The organism is Pseudomonas sp. KH_021, from assembly GCF_057838865.1.
Window position 1 is genome coordinate 5081278 of sequence record NZ_CM174477.1, and the last position, 13346, is coordinate 5094623.

Annotated in this window: 11 protein-coding genes; 3 read left to right on the forward strand and 8 right to left on the reverse strand. The window is 60.5% G+C overall.

Translation table 11 applies throughout. From position 1 onward, the window contains the following. Positions 1-28: 28 nt before the first annotated feature. From era to AC3IX4_RS23435, 6 genes are all read right to left on the reverse strand, one after another. The gene (gene era, locus AC3IX4_RS23410; RefSeq protein ID WP_489257729.1) at positions 29-931 is read right to left on the reverse strand and encodes a GTPase Era; all 903 of its coding nucleotides are present in this window, start codon (positions 929-931) and stop codon (positions 29-31) included. Further along, positions 924-1613, reverse strand: coding sequence for a ribonuclease III (gene rnc, locus AC3IX4_RS23415; RefSeq protein ID WP_489257730.1), 690 nt, complete (start codon positions 1611-1613; stop codon positions 924-926). The genes era and rnc overlap by 8 nt, the downstream gene beginning before the upstream one ends. Further along, on the reverse strand, positions 1610-1741 hold the full coding sequence (locus tag AC3IX4_RS23420; protein WP_489257731.1) for a hypothetical protein: 132 nt from the start codon (positions 1739-1741) through the stop codon (positions 1610-1612). Before AC3IX4_RS23420 ends, rnc begins: the two co-directional genes overlap by 4 nt. A gap of 131 nt (positions 1742-1872) precedes the next feature. Further along, positions 1873-2727 carry a signal peptidase I gene (gene lepB / locus AC3IX4_RS23425; protein ID WP_489257732.1) on the reverse strand — a complete coding sequence of 285 codons (855 nt, stop codon included), beginning with the start codon at positions 2725-2727 and terminating at the stop codon, positions 1873-1875. Between the two features lie 5 nt (positions 2728-2732). After that, positions 2733-4532: a translation elongation factor 4 gene (lepA, locus tag AC3IX4_RS23430; RefSeq protein ID WP_489257733.1), complete on the reverse strand. Its 1800-nt coding sequence runs from the start codon at positions 4530-4532 to the stop codon at positions 2733-2735. A gap of 187 nt (positions 4533-4719) precedes the next feature. Continuing rightward, a complete protein-coding gene (locus AC3IX4_RS23435) occupies positions 4720-4929 on the reverse strand; it encodes a cold shock domain-containing protein (RefSeq protein ID WP_489257734.1) in 210 nt (69 codons plus the stop codon). A 209-nt stretch (positions 4930-5138) separates the two neighbouring features. Between AC3IX4_RS23435 and plsB the strand changes: the two genes are divergently transcribed. Genes plsB through AC3IX4_RS23450 form a run of 3 tightly spaced genes read left to right on the forward strand, consistent with a single transcriptional unit; the run spans position 5139 to position 8785 of the window. After that, complete coding sequence (gene plsB, locus AC3IX4_RS23440) at positions 5139-7640, forward strand: glycerol-3-phosphate 1-O-acyltransferase PlsB (protein ID WP_489257735.1); 2502 nt, start codon at positions 5139-5141, stop codon at positions 7638-7640. A gap of 23 nt (positions 7641-7663) precedes the next feature. Further along, complete coding sequence (locus tag AC3IX4_RS23445; RefSeq protein WP_489257736.1) at positions 7664-8062, forward strand: YbaY family lipoprotein; 399 nt, start codon at positions 7664-7666, stop codon at positions 8060-8062. A 33-nt stretch (positions 8063-8095) separates the two neighbouring features. Next, complete coding sequence (locus AC3IX4_RS23450; protein WP_489257737.1) at positions 8096-8785, forward strand: DUF4197 domain-containing protein; 690 nt, start codon at positions 8096-8098, stop codon at positions 8783-8785. Positions 8786-9029: 244 nt separating this feature from the next. Here the strand turns inward: AC3IX4_RS23450 and AC3IX4_RS23455 are convergent, their stop codons facing one another. Both AC3IX4_RS23455 and AC3IX4_RS23460 read right to left on the reverse strand, forming a co-directional pair. Beyond that, positions 9030-12092 (reverse strand): efflux RND transporter permease subunit, encoded by a 3063-nt coding sequence (locus AC3IX4_RS23455; RefSeq protein ID WP_489257738.1) that lies wholly within the window; start codon positions 12090-12092, stop codon positions 9030-9032. A gap of 5 nt (positions 12093-12097) precedes the next feature. Continuing rightward, a complete protein-coding gene (locus tag AC3IX4_RS23460) occupies positions 12098-13198 on the reverse strand; it encodes an efflux RND transporter periplasmic adaptor subunit (RefSeq protein WP_489257739.1) in 1101 nt (366 codons plus the stop codon). Positions 13199-13346 lie beyond the last annotated feature (148 nt).

A 13346-nucleotide genomic window follows, 5' to 3' on the forward strand; every position in this document is an offset into this window, starting at 1 on the left:
GGCGGCCATAGCCGCCCTCGTTTGCCTGTCAGATGTCGCCGTAGCCCAGCGAACGCAGGGCGCGCTCGTCATCGGACCAGCCACCCTTGACCTTGACCCAGAGGTTGAGCATGACTTTTGCGTCGAACAGCAGCTCCATGTCCTTGCGCGCTTCGGTGCCGATGCGCTTGATGCGCTCGCCCTTGTCGCCAATGATGATCTTCTTCTGGCCATCACGCTCGACCAGGATCAGGGCATGGATATGCAGGGTCTTGCCCTGCTGCTTGAACTCTTCGATCTCGACGGTGATCTGGTACGGAAGCTCCGCACCCAACTGACGCATGATCTTCTCGCGCACCAACTCCGCGGCCAGGAAGCGGCTGCTGCGGTCGGTGATCTGGTCTTCCGGGAAGAAATGTTCGTTTTCCGGCAGGTGCTTGGCAATCAGGGATTCCAGCGCATCGAGGTTATGCCCCTGCTGTGCGGAAATCGGCACGATCTCGGCATTGGGCAGTTGCTCCTGGAGCCACTGCAGGTGCGGCATCAGGTCGGCTTTCTCTTCGATACGGTCGGTCTTGTTTATCGCCAGGATCACCGGCCCTTGCACGTACTGGACACGTTCCAGCACCAGCTGGTCTTCGTCGGTCCATTTGGTGCGATCAACCACGAAAATCACTACATCCACGTCTTTCAAGGCCGCCGAAGCGGTCTTGTTCATGTAGCGGTTGAGCGCCTTTTCGTTGCCCTTGTGCATGCCGGGGGTGTCGACATAGACGGCCTGGATATGACCCTCGGTCTTGATCCCGAGCATGTTGTGGCGGGTGGTCTGTGGCTTGCGCGAGGTGATCGCCAGCTTCTGCCCCAGGATGTGGTTGAGCAGCGTGGACTTGCCGACGTTAGGGCGGCCAACAATGGCAACATAGCCACAACGGGTCAGGTTTGTATCAGTCATTGCCATTCTCCACGCCCAGGGCGATCAATGCGGCGGCGGCTGCCACCTGTTCGGCGATGCGCCGGCTTACGCCCTGGCCACGGCTCTTCTCGGACAGCAGGGTCACTTCACACTCGACGAAAAACGTACGGCAGTGCGGTTCGCCCTGGATATCCACTACTTCGTAGCGCGGCAGGTCACAGCCACGCGACTGCAAAAACTCCTGCAGGCGAGTCTTGGGATCTTTATTGGTGTCGACCAGGGTCAAGCTTTCGAATTCGCTGGTCAACCAAGCCAAGACCCGGTCACGCGCGGTTGCCATGTCGGCATCCAGGTAGATGGCGCCGATCAGGGCTTCCAGGGCATCGGCCAGGATCGACTCGCGGCGAAAACCACCGCTTTTCAATTCACCCGAACCCAGGCGCAGGTACTCGCCCAAGTCAAAGCCGCGAGCCAGCAAGGCCAGGGTTTCCCCTTTGACCAGGCGTGCACGCAAGCGCGACAACTGGCCTTCGCGGGCCTGGGGAAAGCGTTCGAACAACGCTTCGCCGGCGACGAAGTTGAGGATGGCATCACCGAGAAATTCCAGCCGCTCATTGTTGCGGCCCGCGAAACTACGGTGAGTGAGGGCCAGCAGCATCAGCTCCTGGTCTTTGAAGGTATAACCGAGCTTGCGCTCGAGACGGCTCAGGGGAACGCTCACAGTGTACCCACGTTCAGTTCGTGGTCGATTTTCAGCTGGGCGGCATCACCGCTCAACTCACACATTTCTTGACTTGCAGGTGCCCAGACTTGAGTCGGATGCACCATCACGCTTAACGCCTTGTTCAAATCCAATTCCTGAAAACGGTTGAGCGACACGCCCGGCGACAGGGGCCGTGTACTCCAAAGGGCTGAACCCTTGCACACAGCCTATGCCAGAAAAGCATTCGGCGCTGTCCCAGGACAGCGCCGCGATTGACTTACTTGATCAGCCCGACCCGAGAGAAGTTCGGGAAGTGGCTCAGCTTAGGCTCAGGCCAGCTCATCCACACGGCAAATGCCTTGCCGACGATGTTCTGGTCGGGAACCATGCCCAGCAGATCCTTCGGGATCTTCGGGTCGTCCCAATAGCGACTGTCGTTGGAGTTGTCGCGGTTGTCGCCCATCATGAAATAGTGCCCGGCAGGCACCGTCCATTGCTGGTCGGGGGACATACGATAACGGGTCATTTCCTTGCGGATCAGGTGCTCGGCTTCACCGAGCTTTTCCTTGTACAGCTCGGCGCTGCCCAGGGTACCCGGCTCGGTGCCGATCAATTGTTCGGCAACCGACTGACCATTGACGAACAGATGCTTGTCGCTGGTGTAGCGAACCTGATCACCCGGCAAGCCAACCACCCGCTTGATGTAGTTGACGTTCGGATCACTCGGGAAGCGGAACACCATGACGTCGCCGCGCTGCGGCTCACCCACCGGGATGACCTTCTGGTCGAGTACCGGCAGGCGGATGCCGTAGGAAAACTTGTTCACCAGGATGAAATCGCCCACTTCCAGGGTCGGTTTCATCGACCCCGAGGGAATCTGGAACGGCTCTACCAGGAACGAACGCAGCACCAGCACGATAAACAGCACCGGAAAGAACGATTTGCCGTACTCGACCAGCAACGGCTCCTTGTTCAACTGCTCGACGATTGCCATTTCAGGCTGCGGTACAGTGCCTTGATAGTTGGCAATAGCCGCCCGCCGGCGCGGAGCCAGGAACAGCAGATCGACCAGGGCCAGCAGACCGCAGACGGCTACAGCAATGACCAGCAACAGCGGGAAATTTAATGACATAGGACCTAGCTATCCAACCTGAGCACGGCAAGGAAGGCTTCTTGTGGAATTTCCACGTTACCTACTTGCTTCATGCGTTTCTTACCGGCCTTCTGCTTTTCCAACAGCTTGCGCTTACGGCTGACGTCACCACCGTAGCATTTGGCCAGTACGTTCTTTCTGAGCGCCTTGACAGTCGTACGCGCCACAATCTGCCCACCAATGGCGGCCTGGATTGCCACGTCGAACATCTGTCGAGGAATCAGTTCTTTCATCTTCTCGGTCAGCGCCCGGCCTTTGTAGTGGGCGTTGTCCTTGTGCACGATCAGGGCCAGGGCATCGACCTTGTCGCCGTTGATCAGCACGTCCAGCTTGACCAGGTTGGCCGACTGGTAGCGATCGAAATGGTAGTCCAGCGAGGCATAGCCACGGCTGGTGGATTTGAGGCGGTCGAAGAAGTCGAGCACCACTTCGTTCATCGGCAGGTCATAGCGAACCTGAACCTGGGAGCCGAGGAACTGCATGTCGCGCTGAACGCCACGCTTCTCGATGCACAGGGTGATGACGTTGCCCAGGTGCTCTTGTGGCACCAGGATGGTGGCGCTCACGATCGGCTCGCGGAAGTCTTCTACCGAGGAGGCATCCGGCAATTTGGACGGGTTATCGACGTAGATCGTCTCACCGGTCTTGAGGACGACTTCAAAGATTACGCTTGGCGCGGTGGTGATCAGGTCCAGGTCGTATTCGCGCTCCAGGCGCTCCTGGATGATTTCCATGTGCAGCATGCCGAGGAAGCCGCAACGGAAGCCGAAGCCCAGTGCGTCGGAGCTTTCCGGCGAGTATTGCAGCGACGAGTCGTTCAGGGTCAGTTTCTGCAACGCATCACGAAAATCTTCGAAATCGTCGGAACTGACCGGGAACAGGCCGGCATAAACCTGAGGCTGGATACGTTTGAAACCTGGCAGCACTTCAACGTCAGGCGTCGAGTTCAAGGTCAGGGTGTCGCCCACTGGCGCGCCGTGAATGTCCTTGATGCTGGCGATGATGAAGCCTACTTCACCGGCCTTGAGGTCTGCGGTCTGGGTGTGCTTGGGGTTGAAGACACCCACGCTGTCGACCAGATGCACCTTGCCGGTGGACTTGACCAGGATCTTGTCGCCCTTCTTCACGCGGCCATGACGCACGCGCACCAGGGAGACAACGCCCAGGTAGTTATCGAACCAGGAGTCGATAATCAGCGCCTGCAGAGGCGCGTCGATATTACCGGTCGGCGCCGGGATGGTCTGCACCAGGCGCTCCAGGACTTCATCGACGCCCATGCCGCTCTTGGCGCTGCAGGCCACGGCGTCGGTGGCATCGATACCGATGATTTTCTCGATTTCGTCCTTGACCCGGTCCGGGTCGGCCTGGGGCAGGTCCATCTTGTTCAGGACCGGCATGACTTCCAGGCCCTGCTCGATGGCGGTGTAGCAGTTGGCGACCGATTGCGCCTCCACGCCCTGGCCGGCATCGACCACCAGCAGGGCGCCTTCACAGGCGGCCAGCGAGCGGCTGACTTCATAGGTGAAGTCAACATGGCCAGGGGTGTCAATGAAGTTCAGCTGATAGGTAATGCCATCCCGTGCCGTGTAGTACAGGGTCACGCTGTGGGCCTTGATAGTGATACCGCGCTCACGCTCCAGGTCCATGGAATCGAGGACTTGGGCTTCCATCTCGCGATCGGCCAGGCCACCGCACATCTGGATGAAGCGGTCAGCCAGCGTCGACTTGCCATGGTCAATGTGGGCGATGATGGAGAAATTGCGGATATGACTCAAATCACTCACGGATCAGCACTCAAAAAGGCTGCGGGGCAGATGCCCGCCGAAAAATAGCCGGGAATTGTACCTGAAAGACAGCCCGGGCGTCACGCATGGGTCACACTGCGGCGACGACGGCCCTCTGTGCATTGTCGACCAGGCGCCTGCGAAAAGGCCCGCCAGCCCTGTGGGAAAGCGGACCTTGACTGACGCGTCAGAGCCCGACGACGTCTTCGGCCTGAAGGCCTTTTTGCCCCTCGACCAGTGCGTATTCAACGCGCTGCCCTTCTGCCAGGGAGCGGTGACCTTCACCACGAATGGCGCGATAGTGCACAAACACGTCCACACCGTCCTCGCGGGAGATAAAACCGTAACCTTTTGCATCGTTGAACCACTTCACACTGCCAGTTTCACGAGACGACATCTGCACTACTCCGGTTTTTTATTTTGGTTTCGCCCTTGCGTAGCGGGGGTTTGGGGTGTGCCGCAAACCCGCGCGGCCCGAGTATAAGTCAGCTGCGCGACAAATTTTATGATCCAGGGCGGTTTTTGCTGAACGAGCGCAGATACGTCACACTGGTACGATTGTGCAACCGAGCAAGTGCTTGTTTTTCCACTCAAAGCAGACCCCGTATGACCCGATCCCCGATCCGCCGTTTTATTTTCGGTGCCCTGCGCCGGCTGTTGTACCTCTGGGTGCGCTCCGAGACCATCAACCAGTCGTCCTACTCACTGAATCTGGATCGCAGTCGCCCGGTGTTCTATGTGCTGCAATCGCCCTCCTTGAGCGACCTGGCAGTGGTCGACCGCGAATGCGCCAAGGCCGGCTTGCCACGCCCAGTGTTGCCGGTGGCCGTCGGAACGCTGGTCGAACCTGCGGCCTTCTTCTATCTGACGCCCGAGCCCGACTGGCTTGGCCGCCATGACAAGCGCGGGGCGCCGCCCACGCTGTCGCGGCTGGTCAGCGCGATCAGCCAGCACGCTGAACAAGACGCTCAGATCATCCCGGTCAGTGTGTTCTGGGGCCAATCGCCGGCCAGCGAGTCGAGCCCGTGGAAACTGCTGTTCGCCGACAGTTGGGCGGTCACCGGGCGCCTGCGTCGGCTGGTCAGCATCCTGATCCTGGGGCGCAAGACTCGTGTGCAGTTCTCCACCCCCATCCACCTGGGCGAGCTGGTCAGCCAGGACAAGGGCCATGAACGCACCGTGCGCATGGCCCAGCGCATCCTCCGGGTGCACTTTCGCAACCAGAAAGCCGCGGTTATCGGGCCGGACATTTCCCACCGTCGCAACCTGGTCAAGGGCCTGATCCACGACTCGCAAGTGCGCCAGGCCATCGCCGAAGAAGCCGAGCGCGAGGGCATCCCACTGGCCAAGGCCGAAGCCCTGGCCCTGCGCTATGGCAATGAAATCGCCTCGGACTACACCTACACGGCGATCCGCTTTATGGAGGTGGTGCTCAGCTGGTTCTGGAACAAGATCTATGACGGCATCAAGGTCAACCATATCGAGGGCGTACAAGGCATCGCCCAGGGCCATGAAGTCATCTACGTGCCCTGCCATCGCAGCCATATCGACTACCTGCTGCTGTCCTACCTGCTGTTTCGCAACGGCCTGACGCCGCCGCACATCGCCGCCGGCATCAACCTCAACATGCCCATCATTGGAGGCTTGTTGCGCCGCGGCGGGGCGTTTTTCATGCGTCGCACCTTCAAGGGCAACCCGCTGTATTCGGCGGTGTTCAACGAATACCTGCACACCCTGTTCATCAAGGGCTTTCCGGTAGAGTACTTCGTGGAAGGCGGCCGCTCGCGTACCGGGCGCATGCTGCAGCCGAAAACCGGCATGCTGGCGATCACGCTGCGCAGTTTCTTGCGTTCATCGCGCATGCCGATTGTGTTCGTACCGGTCTACATCGGCTATGAACGGGTCCTGGAAGGTCGTACCTACCTGGGCGAGCTACGCGGCGCCAGCAAGAAAAAAGAGTCGATTTTCGATATTTTCAAAGTCATCGCCGCGTTCAAGCAGCGCTTTGGCCAGGTCGCGGTCAATTTCGGCGAACCGATCCGCCTGGCCGAGTTCCTCGACCAGCAGCAACCCGGCTGGCGTAACGAGAACCATGGCCCGCAGTTCAAGCCGACCTGGCTGAATGCGACCACCCACCGCCTGGGCCAGAAAGTCGCCTGCCACCTCAACGAAGCGGCGGCCATCAACCCGGTCAATCTGGTGGCCCTGGCGCTGCTTTCGACCAGCAAGCTGGCCCTCGACGACCGCGCCATGGCGCGGGTGCTGGACCTGTTCCTGGCGCTGCTGCGCCAGGTGCCCTACTCGCCGCACACCACCTTGCCCGAAGGTGATGGCCAAAAGCTGATCCAACACGTCAAGGACATGGACCTGCTCGCCGAGCAGAGCGACGCCCTGGGCAAGATTCTCTACCTGGATGAGCACAACGCCATCCTGATGACCTACTACCGCAACAACGTGCTGCACATCTTTGCCCTGCCGGCCTTGCTGGCGAGCTTTTTCCAGAGCGCTTCGCGCATGAGCCGCGAGCAGATCCTGCGCTACACGCGCGCACTGTATCCCTACCTGCAATCAGAGCTGTTCATTCGCTGGTCGCTGGAGGAGCTGGACGCGGTGATCGACCAGTGGCTGCAAGCCTTTGTCGATCAGGGCCTGTTGCGATTCGAAAACGAGGTGTACCTGCGCCCCGCGCCGAGTTCGCGCAACTTTGTGCTGTTGACCCTGTTGTCACGCGCCATTGCCCAAACACTGCAGCGCTTTTACATGGCCATTTCGCTGCTGCTCAACAGCGGCCAGAACAGCATCAGCGCCGAAGAACTGGAAGACCTGTGCACGGTCATGGCTCAGCGCCTGTCGATCTTGCATGGCCTCAATGCCCCGGAGTTCTTCGACAAGAGCCTGTTTCGCCACTTTATCCAGACCTTGCTCGACCAAGGCGTGCTACAGCGCGATAGCGCCGGCAAATTGAGTTACCTGGAAGTGCTCGGCGAGCTGGCCGAAGGCGCCGCCAAGCGCGTGCTACCGGCCGAAATTCGCCTGTCGATCCGCCAGGTGGCGCTGCACCGTAACGAAGATGCGACCGAAGCCGTGGTCGCCACGACTGTTGACTGAATTTACTCGATAGGGAAATACCCATGAAGAAACTCTCACTGCTGCTTTTGTCCGCATTGCTGGGCGCCTGCGCCACCTCCCAGGCACCCCAACAAACCACGCTCGATGGCGAAGTGTTCTACCTGCAACGCATTGCCCTGCCACCGACCGCCACACTGGAAGTGAGCCTGCAGGATGTGTCGCTGGCCGATGCCCCAGCGCTCACGCTGGCGCGCCAGAGCGGCCCGGTCAAAGGCCAGGTGCCGCTGCCTTTCCACCTCACTTATGACCCGGCGCAGATCCAGCCCGGCCATCGCTATTCGGTCAGTGCGCGCATCGAGCTCGAAGGCAAGCTACTGTTTATCAACACCGAACATCATGGCGTGCAATTGAACGGGGAAGACCCGCAACCCCTGCGCATTCGCGTCGATGCTGTTCGTTGATTGCCGATACCCTTGCCCTTTAAGGAAGCTGCCATGCTCCGTCGCTCTCTTTCCATTGCCGGCCTGTGTGCAGGCCTTGTGATGTCTGCCAGCGCCCTGGCTCTCTCGCTCAACGACCTGTCGCAAACGGATGCCACGGGCGGGCTCAAGGATGCCTTGACCCAAGGCGCGCAAATCGCCGTCAAGCAACTGGGCACGCCCGGTGGCTTCAGTAACAACCCGGACGTACGCATCGAACTGCCAGGCAACCTGGGCAAGGCTGCCAAGGCCATGAAGAAATTCGGCATGGGCGCCCAGGTCGACCAGTTGGAAGCGAGCATGAACCAGGCTGCTGAAGCGGCGGTACCGCAAGCGCAGGCGCTGCTGGTGGATGCGGTCAAGAAGATGTCCGTGGAGGATGCCAAGGGAATTCTCAGCGGCGGCAAAGAGTCGGCCACCGAGTACCTGAGCAAGACCAGCCGCGAACAGATCCGCACCCAGTTCCTGCCCATCGTCAAGCAAGCCACCGATCAGGTAGGGCTGGCCAAGCAGTACAACAGCTTCGCCGGCCAGGCCGCGAGCCTGGGCGTGCTGGATGCCAAGAATGCCAACGTCGAAGGTTATGTGACTGAGCAGGCCCTCAATGGCCTGTTCGAGATGATCGGCAAGCAGGAAGCCGCCATTCGGGAGAACCCGGCAGCGGCAGCGACCAGCTTGGCCAAGAAGGTGTTTGGGGCACTCTGACATCGGCTCCTACACCGCTGTGTATCTGGAACACCGCGTCGTTTTCATCGCAGGCAAGCCTGGCTCCTACAGCGCTGTGTATCTGGAACACCGCGTCGTTTTCATCGCGGGTAAATCGGAGCGCCGAACCGCCGGCTCCTACCGGCCTTGGTAGGAGCCAGCCTTGGCTGCGATGGCCACACCGCGGTGTTCCGGCATTTCGGTAAACCCGATTCCTACAGACCTTGATAGGAGCCCGCGTGGGTTACGCGGTTTTACGGACCCGAAACCACGCCGCATACAACGCCGGCAGGAACAACAGCGTCAGCGCCGTCGCCACGATCAAGCCGCCCATGATCGCCACGGCCATCGGCCCGAAGAATACGCTGCGCGACAGCGGGATCATGGCCAGCACCGCCGCCAGTGCGGTCAGCACGATTGGACGGAATCGCCTGACCGTCGCTTCGATGATGGCCTGCCAGCGATCCAGCCCCGCGGCAATGTCCTGCTCGATCTGGTCCACCAGAATCACCGAGTTGCGCATGATCATCCCCGACAGCGCGATGGTCCCCAGCATGGCAACAAAGCCAAACGGCTGGCGAAAGACCAACAGGAACAACGTCACGCCGATCAGCCCCAGCGGCGCGGTCAGGAACACCATCACCGTGCGCGAGAAACTGCGCAGCTGCAACATCAGCAAGGTCAGCACCACCACGATAAACAGCGGCACGCCGGCCTTCACCGAGTTCTGCCCGCGCGTCGAGTCTTCCACCGTGCCGCCGACTTCCAGCAGGTAGCCATCAGGCAACTCGGCCCGCACGCCGTCCAGCGTCGGCAAGATCTGCTGGACCAGGGTGGCGGGTTGCTCCTTGCCATAGATATCGGCGCGAACGGTCACGTTGGGCAGCCGGTTGCGATGCCAGATAATCCCCTCTTCAAATCCGTATTCAAGGGTGGCGACCTGCGACAGTGCCACACTCTGGCCATTGTCGGTCGGCACCGCCAGGCTAGGCAGGCGCGACAGCTCGGTGCGCTCCTGCTCGGTACCGCGCAAGAGAATTTCGATCAACTCGTTGTCTTCGCGATACTGGCTGACGCTGGCGCCGGTCAGTGAGCTTTGCAAGAAACGCGACAGGTTGGCCGTACTGACCCCAAGCGCCCGGGCGCGATCCTGATCGACATTCAGGTAGACCACCTTGCTCGGCTCTTCCCAGTCCAGGTGCACATTGGCCACATGGGGGTTGTCGCGCACCTTGGCCGCCACCTTGCGCGCCAGGGCGCGAACCTCATCGATGTGCTCGCCGGTGACCCGAAACTGCACCGGATACCCCACGGGCGGGCCGTTTTCCAGGCGGGTGACCCGCGAGCGCAGGTCTGGGAAACGCTCATTGAGCGACTCGATCAACCAACTGCGCAACGCCTCACGGTCTTCGATAGTCTTGGCCAGCACCACAAATTGGGCAAAGCTGGTGGCGGGCAATTGCTGATCCAATGGCAGGTAAAAACGCGGCGATCCCGTGCCGACATAGGCCACATAGTTATCGATACCCGCGTGCTCCCTGAGTAGCGCCTCCAGCTGCTTGACCCGTTCGGTGGTATTGCTCAGCGAAGCGCCTTCGGCCAGCTTCACGTCCACCATCAGCTCGAGTCGCCCGGAGGCCGGGAAGAACTGCTGCGGCACAAAACGGAACAGCGCCACCGAGCCGATAAACAACGCAAGGGTCAATACGATCACGGTTTTGCGCCGGCTGACGCACCATTCCACCAGTCTACGTACACGCTGATAGAACGGTGTGCCGTAAGGGTCATGGCCATTTTGGCCGTGCTTGGCCGCGTGCTGCTTGGCAAGGTCCGGCAACAACCGCTCGCCCAGATACGGCACAAACACCACCGCTGCCACCCAGGACGCCAGCAAGGCGATCGTCACCACCTGGAAGATCGAACGGGTGTATTCACCGGTACCGGACTGTGCAGTGGCGATCGGCAGGAAACCCGCGGCCGTGATCAAGGTGCCGGTGAGCATCGGGAAAGCTGTGCTGGTCCAGGCATAGCTGGCTGCCTTGAAGCGATCGAAGCCCTGCTCCATCTTGATGGCCATCATTTCCACCGCAATGATCGCATCGTCCACCAGCAAGCCCAGCGCCAGCACCAAGGCCCCGAGCGAGATCTTGTGCAGGCCAATACCCAGGTAATACATGGTGGCGAAGGTCATCGCCAACACCAGCGGGATCGCCAGCGCCACCACCAGCCCGGTGCGCATCCCCAGGGAGAAGAAGCTCACCAGCAGCACGATGGCCAACGCTTCGACCAGTACCTGGACGAACTCTCCCACACTGGTTTTCACCGCCGCTGGCTGGTCAGAGACCTTGCGCAGCTGCATGCCCGCCGGCAAGTTCTGGCTGATTCGGGCAAATTCGGTTTCCAGCGCCTTGCCCAGCACGAGGATGTCGCCACCCGGCTTCATCGACACGGCGAGGCCAATGGCATCCTCAGCCATGAAGCGCATCCGCGGCGCGGGCGGATCGTTGAAGCCGCGTCGCACGTTTGCCACATCGCCAATACGGAAGGTGCGGTCCTCGACCCGAATCGGGAATTGCTGAATCTGTTCCACCGTCTGGAAACGCCCGGTCACTCGCAATCGCACGCGCTCGCTGGGCGTTTCAAAGAACCCTGCGCTACTGACCGCGTTCTGTTCTTCCAGTGCCTGCTGTACGGCCGCCAACGGTAATCCCAGGGTCGCCAGCTTGACGTTGGAAAGCTCGATCCAGATCTTTTCGTCCTGCAGGCCGAGCAACTCGACCTTGCTCACATCCTTGACCCGCTGCAGCTGGATCTGGATGCGATCGGCGTAATCCTTGAGCACGGCATAGTCGAAACCTTCGCCGGTCAGCGCGTAGATATTGCCGAAGGTGGTGCCGAATTCATCGTTGAAAAAAGGCCCCTGCACACCCGGCGGCAAGGTGTGGCGAATATCGCTGACCTTCTTGCGCACCTGATACCAGAGCTCGGGGATTTCATTGGAGTGCATGGAGTCGCGGGCAATAAATGTGACCTGCGACTCACCGGGGCGCGAAAACGAGACGATCTTGTCGTACTCGCCGGTTTCCATGAGCTTTTTCTCGATGCGCTCGGTGACCTGGCGGGACACTTCCTCGGCGCTCGCGCCCGGCCAATTAGTGCGAATGACCATGGCCTTGAAGGTAAAGGGCGGGTCTTCGCTCTGCCCTAGCTTGGTGTATGAAAGCGCGCCGACGATGGCCAGCAACAGCATCATAAACAGCACGATCTGGCGATTGCGCAACGCCCATGCAGAAAGGTTGAAACCCATCAGACCTACTCCTTGGCCGCTACATTCACCACACGATTGCTCCGGTCGACCGGCCGTATCTGCTGCCCTTCATGCAACACATGCCCACCCGCCGCCACCACCCAGTCCGAGGCCTTCAGGCCTTCGAGCACCGGCACGCCGGTTTCACCAAAGGGGCCAATCCGCACCGGGACGCGCTGCAGGGTGTTGCTGGCGTCTACACGCCAGACGTAACTCTGGCCATTTTCGGCGGTCAGTGCCGACAGCGGCACCGACAACGGCACCTCGGCACTGCTCTGAATGAACACCCGGGCGCTCTGCCCGAGCTCGGCCGGCACCTTGCCCGAGGTGAAAGCTATACGCGCGGCGAAGGTGCGCGAGCGCGGATCCGCCGCGGGCGACAGTTCGCGAATACGGCCAGTGAACCGCTCGTTGGGTTGCGACCACAGTTCGACCGAAACCGGTTGGCCGACCTTGAAGCGCCCGAAATTCTGCTCCGGCAAACTGATCGAGACTTCACGCTCACCATCGGCTGCCAGGGTGAAGACCGTCTGCCCCGCAGCGACCACCTGCCCGACTTCCACCGAACGGCGCGACACGACCCCATCGTTCGGGGCCCGCAAGACCGCATAGCCGGCCTGATTACGGGCCACGTCGAACTCGGCGCGAATCTGCTTGAGCCGCGCTTCGCCGGATCGGTAGAGGTTTTCGGCATTGTCGTATTGAGATTTGCTGACCATTTGCCGGTCCATCAGCGTTTTGTAACGGTCACGCTCGGCACGTACCAGGTTCAGATTGGCCTGGGCCGCGGCCACTTGGGCACGGGTGGCTTCCAGTTGCAGGCGCACGTCCTGCGGGTCCAGCTCGGCCAGCGGCTGATCGACCTTGACCCGCTCCCCCTCTTCAACCAGCCGATGACTGACTTTGCCACCGATACGAAACGCCAGGGCCGGTTCGAAGCGCGCACGCACCTCACCGGGGTAGCTGTCGACAGCGGACGTGGCGGGCACAGGCTGCACCACCAGCGCAGGACGCAACGGGGTTTGAGCCGTTTGCTCCTGGCCGCAGGCACCCAACAACAGGGCCATGGACAGTGACAGGGCAAGGGACAAGACAGGGCGCAACATAGTGAATGACCTTTGGCGACGAGGGGCCTGGAATTTTTATACTGCCCAGTATACTAATCCAGCTCTGGCCATCACGGAAGCCGGTCAATTGCACCCTGCGCTGCAACTATGGCCCGAGGTAAGATGTCCAATTGTTTCAAACCACTGT